A 14,075-nucleotide genomic window follows, 5' to 3' on the forward strand; every position below is an offset into this window, starting at 1 on the left:
CCCGCGCTGCGGGAACGGCCGGTCTCGGCGGAGTCGGAAAGGTGATCAGGTCACGTCGTCATACCCGTTGACCCGGTCGGAACCCGTGCCGCTCGCCTGCTCGGGCAGGGCTGCCCGGCCGGCCGAGACGGCTTCGATCTCGCCGATGTCCTCGGGGGTGAGGTCCAGGTCCGAGGCCTCGTCGTCGTCCGGTCCCTCCGCGTCGCGGCGGCGCTTGCGCCGGTCGTTGAGCAGGGAGAAGACGACAGCGGCGAAGTACAGCACCCAGATCGGCCCGGCCAGCGCCAGCATGGTCAGCGGGTCGGTGCTGGGGGTGGCCACGGCCGCGAAGACCGTGATGCCGAGGATCATGCCGCGCCACCAGCCGAGCATCCGCGTGCCCGTCAGTGCGCCCGTGAGGTTGAGCATGATCAGCAGCAGCGGCAGCTCGAAGGAGAGGCCGAAGACCAGCACCATGCGCGTGACCAGGTCGAGCAGGTCGTCGAGCGGCAGCAGGTTGTTGACGTCCTTGGGCGTGAAGCCGATCAGGACCTGCGCCGTGGTGGGCAGCACCCTGTAGGCGAAGTAGGCGCCGCCGAGGAACAGCGGAACGCCGGTGCCCACGAAGGAGAGCGCGTACTTCTTCTCGTTCTTGTGCAGGCCGGGGGCGACGAAGCCCCACAGCTGGTACAGCCAGACCGGGGAGGCCAGTACGACACCGGCCATCAGGGACACCTTCAACGCCAGTGTGAACGGCGTCAGCAGACCGTTGATCGTGATCTGCGCGCACGGCTGGGACGTCTTGGACGCCCTCGACAGCTCCTCGAAGTTCTGGGAGCAACCGACCGAGTGCAACACCGGCTTGGTGATGATGTTGACGATGTCGTTGTAGAAGAAGGCGGCCACGCAGGTCACCACGATGATGGCGAGCATCGCCTTCGCGAGCCGGTTGCGCAGCTCGCGCAGATGGTCCGCGAGGGGCATCCGCCCCTCGGGGTCCTTCTCCTTCGTGCGGGCAGACTTAGGCAACCCACGTCCTCATCTCGTGCGGCAGGCCGAGGGGGTCCCGGCCCTGCGTCAGCGCTTGGTCGTGTCCGACGGCTCGGTGACGGGACGCGCACTGGTCACGTCGCCGGGGGCCGCCTGGATGGTGCGCTGCACGGACTCGTCGGTGTTCGGCGGGCCGGCGGGGGTGGGCGTGGTGTTGCCCTCTTCCTTCATCGCCTTGGCTTCGCTCTTGAGGATGCGGGCGGACTTGCCGAGCGAGCGGGCCATGTCCGGAAGCTTCTTCGCGCCGAACAGGAGCACGATGACGACGAGGATGAGAATGATCTCGGGTGCTCCGAGCCTTCCGAACATAAGTCTTTACCTTCTCACCGAGGCGGCTGGGGTGGGGTGCTGTCCGATCGATCGGACATCTGTCCGACCTTCGTGCTGCCAGCGATCGTAACGCTCAGGGGTAAACGTGAGGCAATCCCCGTGCGTACTCCCGGTCCGCGCTCCGGGCCTCGTTATCCGGACCGCGATCAGCAGCGTACCCGCCTCCACCGACAACGTGACAGGGCAAAGTGACGCGAAGCGCATGAGGCGCGCAACTCACACCCCGCCCATATGTGACTCACAGTGCGTCCACGGAACGCGCCGTCGACACCGCCGCGCGCTCCAAGTCCTCGGCCGCCCGGTTGATGCGGTGCGCGGCGTCCGTGACCTGGAGTCCGAGCCGCCGCGCCTCCAGGAAGACCCGGACGGCGAGCACGCCGAGCACGGCGAGACCCACAAAACCCACAGCTACCGCGACCATCGCCCAGAACATGGGGCGAGCCTAGACCCTGCTACCCGACGGAGGTCAGCCGCAGGGTCCGGACCCCGCCCCCGGTGAGCAGTTCGACGATCCGCTCGCCCGCGGGCTTGCGTACGGCCGCGCCGCAGTCGGGGCAGGTGAAGGAGTAGAACGTGGTGCGGCTGGTGGCTCCGATGGCGAGGCGCAGGGCGCTCGCCGCCAGTTCGAAGTTGCCCCGGCAGTCCGGGCAGCCCGCTCTGAACATCACCGGGACCACGCTCTTCATCCCGGCGAACGCGGCGGCCACCGTCATCATCTCCGGACCACCAGAGACGCCCTGGGCACCAGAGACGCCCGGGACACCCGTCATCGTCGACTCGCTCACAGCCCCTGCTCCCTCTTTCCTTGGTCGTTCGCCTCCGAGGCGCTTTCAGCCGTTACCGAGAGGGCGCGCCCCTACGGCTCACTCCGGCCTCTCGTCAACACCGTGTACCGCGTCAACAACACCCTGCGGGCCGTCGTACGCCGTCAACGCCTCGCGGGCGGCCCGGCGGGCGCTGTCGGCGAGGTCGCTCGGGGAGACGATCCGGCCGTCGCGCCCGAGCCGCAGGGCCAGGCGTCTCAGGGACGTCGGGTCGGGGGTGCGCAAGGTAATACGCAGCCCGCCGTCGGGAAGCTCATCGGCACTGTCGTGCGGGTAGTACTCGGCGACCCAGCGCCCGCCCGGGCCGACCTCGACGACGACTTCGGGGTCCTCGGCGGCGGGCTGCACCAGCGCCTCCGACAGGTCCCGCAGTTCGATCTCGGGGGGTGCGGACGGCTCGTCGAGGATCTTGATCTCGGCGACCCGGTCGAGCCGGAAGGTGCGGCGCGCCTCGGAGCGCCGGCACCAGGCCTCCACGTACGTGTGCCCGACGCTGACGAGCCGGATGGGGTCGATCTCGCGCTCGCTCAACTCGTCGCGGGCGGGCGAGTAGTAGCGGATCCACAGGCGGCGCCGCTCCGAGATGGCGCGGTCGACGTCCGCGAAGACCCCGCCCTCGGACTCGAAGGTCACCGAGAGGCGTGCGCTGGCCCCGGCCGCCTCCCCGGCCGCAGCCTCCACCTTGGCGTTGGCCCGCAGCAGCGCCTGCCGGTCGCTCTCGCGCAGGCCCGGGAGTGTCGATACGGCGCGGGCGGCCACCAGGAGGGCGGTCGCCTCGTCGGCGGCCAGCCGGAGCGGTTCGGCTACGTCGTCAGGGTTGTGCCACCAGATACGGTCGCCGTCGGTGTCGATGTCGAGCAGGTCGCCGCCCCGGAAGCTGGTCCCGCACATGGGCAGCACGTCGAGGTCGGAGACCAGCTCGTCCTCGGTGATCCCGAAGGCGCGCGCGACGTCCTCGACGCGTGCTCCGGGGCGCTCCTTGAGATAGGTCACCAGGGAGAGCATCCGCCGGGTCTGGTCGATGGCGTTGACGGGCCTGACCGGTTTGCCTGCCACAGTTCTCTTCCGCTCCCCCTCAGCCCTTGGCCACGGCACGCAGCCGGTCCACCACGTCGGCCCGCAGCTCGGCGGGCTCCAGGACGACCACGTCGGGCCCGAACTCCACCAGCCAGGCGTCCAGCCCGTGGCCGTACGGAATCTCCAACTCGTCCCAGCCGTCCCCGAGTTCCCGAACCGCCGCGGCTTTCGCCCGCAAGGGGTACCCGGAGCCCGTGCGCAGCCGGATCAGCGCGGAGCGGTCGGCGGTCTCCCCCGCCCAGCTCGCGACGGTCTCGCGCACGGTGACGACGTCGGGGATGTCCGTGGTGAACCGCCCGTTGCGCGAACGCACCTTGCCGGTGATCCGGGACAGCCGGAACACGCGCTCGGCGCCCCGGTCCCGGTCCCAGCCGGCGAGGTACCAGTGGCCGCGCCAGCACTCCAGCGCCCACGGCTCGACGTTGCGGGGTTCGGGGCGGGCGGCGGTCGCCTTGCGGTAGTCGAAGACGACGGGACGGCGGTCGCGGCAGGCCAGCATCAGCGGCTCGAACGACGCCTCGTGCACCGGAATGCGCGGTTCCAGGGCGCCGTGCGGCTCGTACGGGTCGAGGTCCTCGGGCATCCCGGCCGCGCGCAGCTTCTGCAGCGCGCCGCTCGCGGCACCGGCGAGCCGGGCCTGCTGCCACACCTTGGCGGCGAGACCGAGCGCGGCGGCCTCCTCGGCGTCGAGGGTGATGGGCGGTAGGCGGTTGCTGTCGCGGCGGGCGAGATAGCCGACCTCGCCGTCCAGGTTCTCCACCGTCTCGATGACGAGGCCGAGTTCGCGCAGATCGTCCTTGTCGCGCTCGAACATCCGGTTGAAGGAGTCGTCGCTGCCCGCTTCGAGATAGGCCTCGATGGATTCGCGCAGCTCACGCTTGCTGAGCGGCCGCCGCGTCCCGAGCAGACACAGCGCGAGGTTCATCAGCCGCTCGGCCTTGGCAATGGCCATCGACGCCCTTCGCCTCCCTGTATGTGCTTACGAACGATGACCGTACCGCTCCGCGGAGGCCTGGCAAAAGCCGAGGGCCCATGCCCTCGCAGGCATGGGCCCCAGGTGATCGGGTCCGGTCGGAACCGGTGATCAGACGGCGATGAGGTCGACCACGAAAATCAGGGTCTCGCCCGGCTTGATCGCCGGGGTCGGGCTCTGGTTGCCGTAGGCGAGGTGCGCCGGGATGGTCAGCCGGCGACGGCCGCCGACCTTCATGCCCTGCACGCCCTTGTCCCAGCCCTTGATGACACGGCCGCCACCGAGCGGGAACTTGAACGGGGTGCCGCGGTTCCAGCTGGCGTCGAACTCCTCGCCGGTGCTGAAGGCAACGCCCACGTAGTGGACGGTGACGTTCTGGCCCGCCACCGCGATCTCGCCGTCGCCCTCCCAAAGATCCTTGATCTCCAGGTCGGCCGGGGCTTCGCCCTCCGGGAAGTCGATCTCGGGCTTCTCGATGCTCACGTCTCTGGCTCCTGCTTGTGTACGACAAGACAACTCGGACAGTCTCGCATCCCCGCCGGTGTCACGCTCCGGCCAGGGCGACCCCGACAGGGGTCACATGGCCGCCAGGATGTCCACGGAGAACACCAGGGTGTCGCCCTTCTTGATGGCGCCGCCGCTCGGCGGGGTGTCCCCGTAGGCCAGGTCCGCGGGCGCGACGATCATGATGCGGCTGCCGACCTTCTTGCCGGTGATGCCCTGGGCCAGGCCCTTGACGACCGACTCCATGTCCTTGATCGCGAACTGGCTCAACCGCCCCTGGGAGTACGTCGATTCGAACTCCTTGCCGGTGGACCAGACGACGCCCTTGAACTGGCAGAGGATCGACTGCGCCTCCTTGACGACGGCTCCGTCGCTCTCCAGGACGTAGTTCGACACCAGCTTCTTCGGCGGGTCCGCCTTCGGGATGGTGACCGAGGGGGCCTTGCCGTCGGTGTTCGTGCCGACCTTGGGCAGATCGGCGTCGGACTGCGCGACGGTCGAACCCTTGGCGGAGCTCTTGGCGTTGAAGGAGTCCTGGATGTCGATCACGAAGACCAGCGTGTCGGTGCCCTTGATGCCCGCCTGGGGACTGCCGGCCGTGCCGTATCCCCAGGTCGGCGGGATCGCCATCTCGACGCGGCTGCCGACCTTCCTGCCCGCCAGGCCGTAGCGCCAGCCGTCGATGATGCCGCCCTGGGCGAGCTGGATGACCAACGAGGTCTTGCGGTCGTAGGAGTTGTCGAAGACCTTCGCCGTCGACCAGATCTGGCCGAGGTAGTTGACCTTGACGAAGTCGCCTTCCGCCACGGCCTTGCCGCCGCCCGCGATCACCGTCTTCACCGCGAGGTCCTTCGACGGAGTGCCGGTGCCCTTGGCGACGGTCGGCTTCTCGTCGAACTTCGTGCCCGCGGTGATCGCCGGCAGCGGACCGTCCACGAGCTTCGGCGGCGGCACGGTCGAGGCCGAGGAGGACGGCGAGGGCGACGGCGACGCGCTGGCCTTACTGGAGGAGGAATCGCTGTCACCGCATCCCGCGAGCGTCACAAGTCCTGCGGGAACAGCGATAAGAACGGAGCGTCGGCGCACGGTGAAGGCCTCGTAATCGGTCGATCTTGTTGATGGCGTGCGCGCAACTCTACGGTGCGGCACGGGCCCCGTACGTGAAACGTACGGGGCCCGTGTGGCGTACCGAATATGCATCCGGGCGTCGATATCCGGATACGTTCGCCTACATTCCGGCGATCAGTTTCTCCACCCTGTCGTCCACGGAACGGAACGGGTCCTTGCACAACACCGTGCGCTGGGCCTGGTCGTTGAGCTTGAGATGGACCCAGTCGACGGTGAAGTCCCGCCGCTGTTCCTGGGCCCTGCGGATGAAGTCGCCGCGCAGCCTGGCCCGGGTGGTCTGCGGCGGAACGGACTTGCCCTCGAAGATCTTCAAGTCGTTGCAGATCCGGGCGGCTTGGCCCTTCCTCTCCAGGAGGTAGTAGAGCCCTCGGCGACGGTGGATGTCGTGGTAGGCGAGGTCGATCTGCGCCACCCGCGGGTGGGACATGGTCATGTTGTGCTTCGCCCGGTACCGCTCGATGAGCTGGTACTTCATGACCCAGTCGATCTCGGTGCCGATCCGGTCGAGGTCCCCGGCCTCGATCGAGTCCAGCACCCGGCCCCACAGTTCGAGGACCTGCGCGACGGTGCCGGTACGGATGCCGCGGCGGTCGACGAAGTCCACGGCCTTCTCGTAGTACTCGCGCTGCACCTCGATCGCGGAGGCCTCGCGTCCGCTGGCCAGACGCACCTTGCGCCGGCCCGTGATGTCGTGGCTGACCTCGCGGATCGCCCGGATCGGGTTCTCCAGGGTCAGGTCGCGCATCACCGTGCCCGCCTCGATCATGCGCAGCACCAGGTCGGTGGCGCCGACCTTGAGCAGCATGGTCGTCTCGGACATGTTCGAGTCGCCCACGATGACGTGGAGACGGCGGTAGCGCTCGGCGTCCGCGTGCGGTTCGTCCCGGGTGTTGATGATGGGCCGGGAACGCGTCGTCGCCGAGGAGACGCCCTCCCAGATGTGTTCGGCGCGCTGGCTGACGCAGTACACGGCGCCGCGCGGAGTCTGCAGCACCTTGCCCGCGCCGCACAGAAGCTGACGCGTGACCAGGAACGGGATGAGGATGTCCGCGAGCCGGGAGAACTCGCCGTGCCGTGCCACCAGGTAGTTCTCGTGGCAGCCGTACGAGTTGCCCGCCGAGTCGGTGTTGTTCTTGAAGAGGTAGACGTCGCCCGCGATTCCCTCCTCGTGCAGGCGTCGTTCGGCGTCCACCAGGAGTCCTTCGAGAATGCGCTCGCCGGCTTTGTCGTGGGTGACGAGTTCTGTCACGTTGTCACATTCGGGGGTCGCGTATTCCGGATGTGAGCCCACGTCGAGATAGAGCCGGGCGCCGTTTCGCAGAAAGACATTGCTGCTGCGGCCCCATGACACGACACGGCGGAAGAGGTACCGAGCCACTTCGTCGGGAGACAGACGCCGCTGTCCCCTGAACGTACACGTGACGCCGTACTCGTTCTCCAGCCCGAAAATGCGGCGGTCCATGACTGAACATTACGCCCGATCCCCTGTGCTGAAACGGGGTTCGACGGCTCGGTTTGGATCATTTTCCGATGAAGCCGCAACCACGGCACCCCCGCCGGGAGCTGCGAGGACCCGTCCGGTGGCCAGCAGGACCAGCAACGACACCGCCCCCGCGGCCCCCGGCACGGCGAACCCCCACAGGGCCCCACCGGCCTGTACGACCGGCCCCGCGACGCCCGTTCCGACCGACGCCCCCACGGTGAACGTCGTCACCAGCCACGAGAAAGCCTCGGTGACCGTGCCCTTCGGGGCGTGCCGGTCGACGATGATGAAGGCGCAGGCGAGGGCGGGCGCGAGGAACACCCCGGCGAGCACGGTCAGCAGCACCATGCCGACCGCGCCCGGCATGAGCATCAACGGCACGTAACACACCGCCAGCAGCCCCACCAGGACCCGCAGTCGGCGCTCCGGCACCCCGCTCCACTGCCGCGCCCCGTAGACGCTCCCGCCCAGCAGCGCGCCCAGCCCGATCGCCGCCATCAGCCACCCGTACACGACGTCACCGCCGTGCCCGTCGGCGTACGGCACGGACGCAACGGTGATCGACCCGAGCGCCATCCCGACGAACAGGAACGCGCCGAGCAGCGCGAGCAGCCCCGGCGAGCGCAGGGCGCCCAGCCAGTGCGCCTCGCGCGGCGCCGAACGCCACGCGCGCGAGGGCGGCGACACGACTACGGAGAGGGCGCCCAGCACCCCGATGACGTTCAGCACGAGCAACGCCACCGGGGCGGACCACAGCGACACGAACACCGTCACGAGCAACGGCCCCACGGTGAACATGACTTCCTGGGCGACCGCGTCCATGGCGTACGCGGTGTGCACCTGCTCCTCACGGCGCAGCACGGCCGGCCACAGCGCCCGCAGACCGCCCTCCAGGGGCGGCGCGAAGAGACCGGCGGCGGCTACGGCGACGTAGGCGAGCGGCAGTGGATCGGTGCCCCAGAAGGCGAAGACGGCCATCGCGAGCGCCGACAGGACCGCGGCGGGCAGCTGCACACGCGGCTGCCCGTGGACGTCCACCAGGCGTCCCAGGAGGGGCTGTCCGACCGCGTTGGCGATGCCGTAGACGGCAGCCAGCGCCCCCGCGAGGCTGTAGGTGCCGCCCTCCGCGCGGATGAACAGCACGATCGCGATGGCGGCGGTGGCGTTCGGCAGCCGTCCTACGAGCGTGCCCACCAGCAGGCGGGTGGCGTGCCTCGCCCTGAGGATCTCCAGATATCCCACGGCCGTCTCCCCGCCCTCCCCCTCACCGTCGCGCATGAGGTTTTACGTATAACGTCTTCTGTCATACGTACCATGTGCGCTGTTCGCGCGTCCATACGGAGTCCCTACGGAGTCCTCACCAAGGAGCAGGCCGACCGTGGCACCAGCCAGCACCCGCCCCACGAGCCGCGACGTCGCGCAGGCCGCCGGCGTCTCCCAGGCCGCGGTCTCCCTGGTGCTCGGCGACAAGTGGCGCGGCCGGGTCTCGGCCACGACCGCCGAACGCGTCCGCGAGGCCGCCCGCGACCTGGGCTACCGCCCCAACCTCGCCGCCCGCAACCTCCGCCTCGGCCGCACCCGCACCGTCCTGCTCGTCGTCCCGGTGCTGACGACGGAGTTCTTCGCCGGCGTCTACACGGGCGCCGCCCGGGTCGCCGCCGAACACGGCTTCGGCGTGGTCCTCTACCCCTCCCCCGAGGGCATCGGCCCCGCCCGCGACCCCTTCGCCTCCGCCCAGGCCGCCCTGGACGGCGTGATCGCCTCCTCCATGGCCGCCGACGCCCTCACCGCGATCCGCGGCGACCAGCTCCCCCTGGTCATGCTCGACAGCGACCCCAAGGGCAGCCTCGGCGCGGCCACCGTCAACCTGGACATCGCCGACGGCATCCGCCAGGTCGCCGACCACCTGCTGGCCCTGGGCCACCGCCACTTCCTGCACCTGGCCGCCGACGTCCCGTCCTGGACCTTCGAGGTACGCGCGCGTGAACTGGCCGCACGGGTGGGCTCCGTGGCAGGCACCTCGGTACGGACGACCCGCGCCCCCATCTCGATCGAGGGCGCCCTGGCCGCCGCCGAGGCCGCGCTCTCGACCCCGGGCTCGCGGGTGACCGCCCTGGTCTGCGACGACGACAAACTCGCCGCCGGCGCCTACAAAGCGGCCCGCCGCCTGGGCCTGCGCATCCCGGACGACCTCTCGATCACCGGCCTCGACGACCTCGCCCTCGCCACCGCCATCGACCCGGAACTCACCACCGTCCGCCTCGACGCCGAACTCTTCGGCGAACACGGCATGCGAGCCCTCCTGGCCGTCCTGGACGGCCGCGTACCGGAGGAGGGGGACATCCCGGTGGAACTGGTCGTCCGAGGCTCTACGGCGCCACCAGGCGCCGCCTGACGCCCCTGTGGCCCCCACGACGCCGCGCGCCCCGGCCGATGACCGGCCGGGGCGCGCGAGAGGCGGGGTGAGGTCGACTCACTCCTCGTCGTCGGCGTCGGACTCCTCCGCCGAGGCGTCCGCGTTCCCGCCCTCCAGCAGACGGGACAGCTGAGGGCCGACGATGCGCCGGAACTTGCGGGCCTGCGGGCGCGTACGGTCCAGGACCGCGACCTCCAGGCGCTCGGCGGGGATCTCCCGCTCGCTGCCGTTCGTGTCGCGGGACAGGGACTGCACGGCCAGCTTGAGCGCCTCGGCGAGCGTCATGCCGTCGCGGTGGCGCTGGTCCAGATACGTGCTGATCGTCTCGGCGTTGCCACCGACCGCGACCGAGCCGTGCTCGTCCACGATCGAGCCGTCGTGCGGCAGCCGGTAGATCTGATCGCCGTCCGGCGTGTCCCCGACCTCCGCGACGACCAGCTCCACCTCGTACGGCTTCTCGGCCGCACTGGAGAAGATCGTGCCGAGCGTCTGGGCGTAGACGTTGGCGAGACCGCGGGCGGTCACGTCCTCACGGTCGTAGGTGTAACCCCGGAGGTCGGCGTAGCGCACGCCGCCGATCCGCAGGTTCTCGTACTCGTTGTATTTTCCGGCGGCCGCGAACCCGATCCGGTCGTAGATCTCGCTGAACTTGTGCAGCGCGCGGGACGGGTTCTCGCCGACGAAGACGATGCCGTCGGCGAACTGCAGCACGACCAGGCTGCGGCCACGGGCGATGCCCTTGCGGGCGTACTCCGCCCGGTCGGCCATGGCCTGCTGGGGTGAGACATAGAACGGCGTCGACACCGGTATCCGTCCCTCTCTTTAAAGTTCCGTCGAAGTCACTGGATCACCTTGCTGAGAACGGGCCCGGGTCAGAGCAGCGCGGCGCGCGGGCCGTCGGGCTGCTGCAGTCGCCGCTCCAGGATCGCGCGGGCGATCTCGGAGGACTCGTCGTCGGTGAGCCGGCGGAAACCGTCCTCGGTGATCACGGTGACGATCGGGTAGATCCGGCGGGCGACATCGGGACCGCCGGTCGCCGAGTCGTCGTCGGCCGCGTCGTAGAGGGCCTGGACCACGAGGGTCGTGGCCTCGCTCTCGGTCAGCTGGTCGTGGAAGAGCTTCTTCATGGCGCCGCGCGCGAACACCGAACCGGAGCCGGTGGCCGCGTAGCCGAGCTCCTGGGAGCGCCCGCCCGTCACGTCGTAGGAGAAGATGCGGCCCTTGCCGCGGTCCACGTCGAAGCCGGCGAAGAGCGGGACCACGGCGAGGCCCTGCATGGCCATGCCGAGGTTGGAACGGATCATGGTGGACAGTCGGTTCGCCTTGCCCTCCAGGGAGAGTTGGGCGCCTTCGACCTTCTCGAAGTGCTCCAGCTCCAGCTGGAAGAGCTTGACCATCTCGACGGCAAGTCCGGCGGTGCCGGCGATACCGACGGCCGAGTACTCGTCCGCGGGGAACACCTTCTCGATGTCCCGCTGTGCGATGACATTGCCCATGGTGGCCCGCCGGTCACCGGCGAGCACCACGCCGCCGGGGAACGTGACAGCGACGATCGTCGTGCCGTGCGGAGCCTCGATGACGCCCTGCATGGGCGGCAGTTGCCGGTTGCCCGGAAGCATCCCCGGCTGGTGGTCGGAGAGGAAGTCCATGAAGGACGACGACCCAGGCGTCAGGAAGGCAGCTGGTAGACGCCCGGTGCTACGAGTGTTGGCTTCCACGCGTTTCCTTCCAGGTAGTCGGCAGCTCGGTACTCAGCTGCGGGGTCATCCCTCAACAGGCCGATGCCGGAATTGCAGTTGAAGCACAGTACGCCTCGGACCCTACCCGTCTGGTGGCAGTGATCCACATGAACCGCAGGAGCTTTCAAACAGATCGCGCAGAGCCCCATTCGCGAGGCGATCATCTCGTCCCGCTCGGCCAAGGCGATGCCGCACTCGCGCTTGAAATAACTTTGCTGGTTCCGGTCAGCCCGGCACGCATTGCAGTAACTCGCGTAGCCATCTGACGTCGTCGCGTTGAGTTCCCACTCCGAGTGGGCCTTGATCTCCCCGCACCGAGGACAGGGCTTGTGTCCGCGCGGCACTGGCACCTTGGCACGGACGGTCTTGCCCTTCGCCTCCTGACGCTGCCGGTAGTACTCCGCAGAGCACTCTCGGCAGTACGCCTGAAGTCCGTCACTCATGGCCTTGTTCTTGGCGAAGGCCGCCCGCGGCAAGATCCGACTGCAACGCGGGCAACCTCCCCCGTCGGCCAATTCGGACATTGCGCCCTATTCGCCACCCTTCTGGACAAATGACCTCACGAAGTCCTCTGCGTTCTCCTCCAGGACATCGTCGATCTCGTCCAGAACCGAGTCGACATCGTCGCTCAGCTTCTCGTGGCGCTCCTTGAGGTCGTCGGTCGCCTGCGCTTCCTCCGCCTGCTCTTCGACCTCCTCCGTGGAGCGCGTCGCCTTCTGCTGTCCGCCGCCGGTGTCCTTGGTCGCCATAACCCTCACCCCGCTCGGTTCGACGTTCTTGATCAGACCCTACTTGCAGGGACTGACATCGGCCCCGCAGTTCCTACAACGTACGGCGGCCACCTCGATGATTCCCGGCCACCGGACATTCCACCCTGTCCGGCACCGGGGATCCGAGGGGCCTGTCAGCCGCCCGACAGGACCCTGACCAGGTCTTCCGCCGTGCGACAGCGGTCAAGGAGCTCCTTGACGTGATTACGCGTTCCGCGAAGCGGTTCCAGGGTTGGGACGCGCTGGAGCGAGTCCCGGCCCGGGAGATCGAAGATCACGGAGTCCCAGGAGGCCGCCGCGACGTCGTCGGCGTACTGCTCCAGGCAGCGTCCGCGGAAGTACGCGCGCGTGTCCTCCGGAGGCGTCGTACGCGCCCGCTCGACCGTGTCCTCGTCCAGCAGGCGCTTGATGCGGCCGCGGGCCACCAGGCGGTTGTAGAGGCCCTTCTCGGCCCGTACGTCCGCGTACTGGAGGTCGACCAGCTGCAGCCGGGCCGCGTCCCAGTCGAGGCCGTCACGGCGCCGGTAGCCCTCCATCAGCTCGCGCTTGGCGACCCAGTCCAGTTCGCCGGCCAGGCTCATCGGGTCGTTCTCCAGGCGGTTGAGCGTGTCCTCCCAGCGGGCCAGGACGTCCTTGGTCTGGTCGTCCGCGTCGGAGCCGTAGCGCTCCTCGACGTATTTGCGGGAGAGCTCGAAGTACTCCATCTGGAGCTGGACCGCGGTGAGGGTCCGGCCGCTGCGGAGGGTGACCAGGCGCTTGAGGGTGGGGTCGTGGGAGACCTGGTGGAGGGTGCGGACCGGCTGGTCCACGGCCAGGTCGACGGCGATGAAGCCGTCCTCGATCATGGAGAGGACCAGCGCTGTCGTGCCCAGTTTGAGGTAGGTCGAGATCTCGGAGAGGTTCGCGTCGCCGATGATCACGTGCAGCCGGCGGTACTTCTCGGCGTCCGCGTGCGGTTCGTCGCGGGTGTTGATGATCGGGCGCTTGAGCGTGGTCTCCAGGCCGACCTCGACCTCGAAGTAGTCGGCGCGCTGGCTGAGCTGGAAGCCGTGCTCGTGCCCGTCCTGGCCGATGCCGACGCGGCCCGCTCCGGTGACGACCTGACGGGAGACGAAGAAGGGGGTCAAGTGGCGCACGATGTCCGAGAAGGGGGTCTCCCGCTTCATCAGGTAGTTCTCGTGCGTGCCGTAGGAGGCGCCCTTGTTGTCGGTGTTGTTCTTGTAGAGGTGGATCGGCTGGGCGCCCGGGAGTTGGGCGGCTCGTTCCGCCGCTTCCGCCATGATGCGCTCGCCGGCCTTGTCCCACAGGACGGCGTCCATGGGGTTGGTGACTTCGGGGGAGCTGTACTCCGGGTGTGCGTGGTCGACGTAGAGCCGTGCGCCGTTGGTGAGGATGACATTGGCGAGGCCGATGTCCTCGTCGGTGAGCTGGCTGGAGTCGGCGGTCTCCCGGGCGAGGTCGAAGCCTCGCGCGTCCCGCAGCGGGTTCTCCTCCTCGAAGTCCCAGCGGGCCCGCCGGGCCCGGTGCATCGCCGCCGCGTAGGCGTTGACGATCTGGGACGAGGTGAGCATGGCATTGGCGTTGGGGTGGCCGGGGACGGAGATCCCGTACTCCGTCTCGATGCCCATTACTCGCCGTACGGTCATGCGGCCCTCCTTGCCCGGCGGCGCCCTCGGTCGGGGGCGCCGCTCAAGTACCGCTGGCGCTCCGGTGCGTGTGCGGTGCCCGTCCCCGCACTGCGCGACTCGGCGGTACCGAAGAGCCTAGAACGGCTTTGCGCTGGTGGGGAGATCATTTGCGTC

16 protein-coding genes are annotated in these 14,075 nt (G+C 69.0%); 1 reads left to right on the forward strand and 15 read right to left on the reverse strand.

Annotated elements, in window-relative coordinates; all coding sequences use genetic code 11:
• Nucleotides 1–45: 45 nt before the first annotated feature.
• The 10 genes from tatC to OG407_RS12440 form a co-directional block, all read right to left on the reverse strand.
• Nucleotides 46–1,008, reverse strand: a complete 963-nt coding sequence (gene tatC / locus OG407_RS12395) for a twin-arginine translocase subunit TatC (RefSeq protein WP_405857665.1) — start codon at nucleotides 1,006–1,008, stop codon at nucleotides 46–48.
• Nucleotides 1,009–1,056: 48 nt separating this feature from the next.
• Nucleotides 1,057–1,338: a Sec-independent protein translocase subunit TatA gene (tatA, locus tag OG407_RS12400; RefSeq protein ID WP_033283742.1), complete on the reverse strand. Its 282-nt coding sequence runs from the start codon at nucleotides 1,336–1,338 to the stop codon at nucleotides 1,057–1,059.
• Between the two features lie 259 nt (nucleotides 1,339–1,597).
• Nucleotides 1,598–1,792 carry a hypothetical protein gene (locus OG407_RS12405; RefSeq protein ID WP_403590106.1) on the reverse strand — a complete coding sequence of 65 codons (195 nt, stop codon included), beginning with the start codon at nucleotides 1,790–1,792 and terminating at the stop codon, nucleotides 1,598–1,600.
• A gap of 19 nt (nucleotides 1,793–1,811) precedes the next feature.
• Nucleotides 1,812–2,144, reverse strand: coding sequence for a hypothetical protein (locus OG407_RS12410; protein ID WP_403590108.1), 333 nt, complete (start codon nucleotides 2,142–2,144; stop codon nucleotides 1,812–1,814).
• Nucleotides 2,145–2,222: 78 nt separating this feature from the next.
• Nucleotides 2,223–3,239, reverse strand: coding sequence for a helix-turn-helix transcriptional regulator (locus OG407_RS12415; protein WP_405857667.1), 1,017 nt, complete (start codon nucleotides 3,237–3,239; stop codon nucleotides 2,223–2,225).
• 19 nt (nucleotides 3,240–3,258) lie between these two features.
• A complete protein-coding gene (locus OG407_RS12420; protein ID WP_405857669.1) occupies nucleotides 3,259–4,212 on the reverse strand; it encodes a helix-turn-helix transcriptional regulator in 954 nt (317 codons plus the stop codon).
• Nucleotides 4,213–4,344: 132 nt separating this feature from the next.
• On the reverse strand, nucleotides 4,345–4,716 hold the full coding sequence (locus tag OG407_RS12425; RefSeq protein WP_328684380.1) for an FKBP-type peptidyl-prolyl cis-trans isomerase: 372 nt from the start codon (nucleotides 4,714–4,716) through the stop codon (nucleotides 4,345–4,347).
• Nucleotides 4,717–4,809: 93 nt separating this feature from the next.
• Nucleotides 4,810–5,823, reverse strand: coding sequence for an FKBP-type peptidyl-prolyl cis-trans isomerase (locus OG407_RS12430; protein WP_405857671.1), 1,014 nt, complete (start codon nucleotides 5,821–5,823; stop codon nucleotides 4,810–4,812).
• Between the two features lie 142 nt (nucleotides 5,824–5,965).
• Entirely contained in the window at nucleotides 5,966–7,327 is a 1,362-nt protein-coding gene (gene pafA, locus OG407_RS12435; protein WP_405857673.1) for a Pup--protein ligase, read from the reverse strand.
• Nucleotides 7,328–7,336: 9 nt separating this feature from the next.
• Complete coding sequence (locus OG407_RS12440) at nucleotides 7,337–8,626, reverse strand: MFS transporter (protein WP_405857675.1); 1,290 nt, start codon at nucleotides 8,624–8,626, stop codon at nucleotides 7,337–7,339.
• Nucleotides 8,627–8,726: 100 nt separating this feature from the next.
• Between OG407_RS12440 and OG407_RS12445 the strand changes: the two genes are divergently transcribed.
• A complete protein-coding gene (locus OG407_RS12445; RefSeq protein WP_405857677.1) occupies nucleotides 8,727–9,743 on the forward strand; it encodes a LacI family DNA-binding transcriptional regulator in 1,017 nt (338 codons plus the stop codon).
• A gap of 78 nt (nucleotides 9,744–9,821) precedes the next feature.
• On the opposite strand, the gene prcA is transcribed toward OG407_RS12445, so the two are convergent.
• The 5 genes from prcA to dop form a co-directional block, all read right to left on the reverse strand.
• Nucleotides 9,822–10,568: a proteasome subunit alpha gene (gene prcA, locus OG407_RS12450; RefSeq protein ID WP_405857679.1), complete on the reverse strand. Its 747-nt coding sequence runs from the start codon at nucleotides 10,566–10,568 to the stop codon at nucleotides 9,822–9,824.
• 68 nt (nucleotides 10,569–10,636) lie between these two features.
• Nucleotides 10,637–11,482: a proteasome subunit beta gene (gene prcB, locus OG407_RS12455; RefSeq protein ID WP_405857681.1), complete on the reverse strand. Its 846-nt coding sequence runs from the start codon at nucleotides 11,480–11,482 to the stop codon at nucleotides 10,637–10,639.
• Complete coding sequence (locus OG407_RS12460; protein WP_405857683.1) at nucleotides 11,434–11,946, reverse strand: endonuclease VII domain-containing protein; 513 nt, start codon at nucleotides 11,944–11,946, stop codon at nucleotides 11,434–11,436. The genes prcB and OG407_RS12460 overlap by 49 nt, the downstream gene beginning before the upstream one ends.
• An 87-nt stretch (nucleotides 11,947–12,033) precedes the next feature.
• Complete coding sequence (locus OG407_RS12465; protein ID WP_328684373.1) at nucleotides 12,034–12,252, reverse strand: ubiquitin-like protein Pup; 219 nt, start codon at nucleotides 12,250–12,252, stop codon at nucleotides 12,034–12,036.
• A gap of 155 nt (nucleotides 12,253–12,407) precedes the next feature.
• Nucleotides 12,408–13,919 (reverse strand): depupylase/deamidase Dop, encoded by a 1,512-nt coding sequence (gene dop, locus OG407_RS12470; RefSeq protein WP_329351469.1) that lies wholly within the window; start codon nucleotides 13,917–13,919, stop codon nucleotides 12,408–12,410.
• Between the last annotated feature and the right edge of the window lie 156 nt (nucleotides 13,920–14,075).

The sequence above is a fragment of the Streptomyces sp. NBC_01515 genome (assembly GCF_045040345.1).
Classification (GTDB): domain Bacteria; phylum Actinomycetota; class Actinomycetes; order Streptomycetales; family Streptomycetaceae; genus Streptomyces.

Excerpts from the sequence above, each read along its gene's own strand:
- tatA (WP_033283742.1), bottom strand. The coding sequence starts at position 1,338 with ATGTTCGGAAGGCTCGGAGCACCCGAGATCATTCTCATCCTCGTCGTC.
- OG407_RS12405 (WP_403590106.1), bottom strand. The coding sequence starts at position 1,792 with ATGTTCTGGGCGATGGTCGCGGTAGCTGTGGGTTTTGTGGGTCTCGCC.
- OG407_RS12420 (WP_405857669.1), bottom strand. The coding sequence starts at position 4,212 with ATGGCCATTGCCAAGGCCGAGCGGCTGATGAACCTCGCGCTGTGTCTG.
- pafA (WP_405857673.1), bottom strand. The coding sequence starts at position 7,327 with ATGGACCGCCGCATTTTCGGGCTGGAGAACGAGTACGGCGTCACGTGT.
- OG407_RS12440 (WP_405857675.1), bottom strand. The coding sequence starts at position 8,626 with ATGCGCGACGGTGAGGGGGAGGGCGGGGAGACGGCCGTGGGATATCTG.
- OG407_RS12460 (WP_405857683.1), bottom strand. The coding sequence starts at position 11,946 with ATGAGTGACGGACTTCAGGCGTACTGCCGAGAGTGCTCTGCGGAGTAC.
- OG407_RS12465 (WP_328684373.1), bottom strand. The coding sequence starts at position 12,252 with ATGGCGACCAAGGACACCGGCGGCGGACAGCAGAAGGCGACGCGCTCC.
- dop (WP_329351469.1), bottom strand. The coding sequence starts at position 13,919 with ATGACCGTACGGCGAGTAATGGGCATCGAGACGGAGTACGGGATCTCC.